Source organism: Aeromonas sp. PrichA-15, from assembly GCF_017939245.1.
Lineage (GTDB): Bacteria > Pseudomonadota > Gammaproteobacteria > Enterobacterales > Aeromonadaceae > Aeromonas > Aeromonas caviae.
The window spans coordinates 1-294 of sequence record NZ_JAGKRH010000141.1; the positions used below are offsets into that span (position 1 = coordinate 1).

The 294-nt window shown below is 49.3% G+C and carries 1 protein-coding gene; it reads left to right on the forward strand.

The window, feature by feature from the left end; genetic code table 11:
- Positions 1 to 73: 73 nt before the first annotated feature.
- Positions 74 to 294: transposase (locus J9889_RS16560; protein ID WP_210557381.1), on the forward strand; the 221-nt coding region annotated here is incomplete at its 3' end.

The following is a 294-nucleotide window of genomic DNA, read 5'->3' on the forward strand; positions in this document are numbered from 1 at the left end:
TACCTGATTACCCATGATTAGCAGTCACCACGAGCTATACTGATCTTACGTACAGTTACTGAGGTGCGAGATCATGGCCAAAAGCAAAGTCCAATTCCAGAAAGGCTACAGCCTGTTTGATTTTTTCAAGGACTATGGCACTGAAGCGCAGTGCGAAAACGCGCTGCTTGCTTGGCGTTTTCCGAACGGTTTCATCTGTCCTGAGTGCGCCAACAAGACCTGCTGTCGCCTGAAAAGTCGGCCACGCGTGCTGCAATGCAATAACTGCCGTCACCAGATGTCATTGACTGGAAA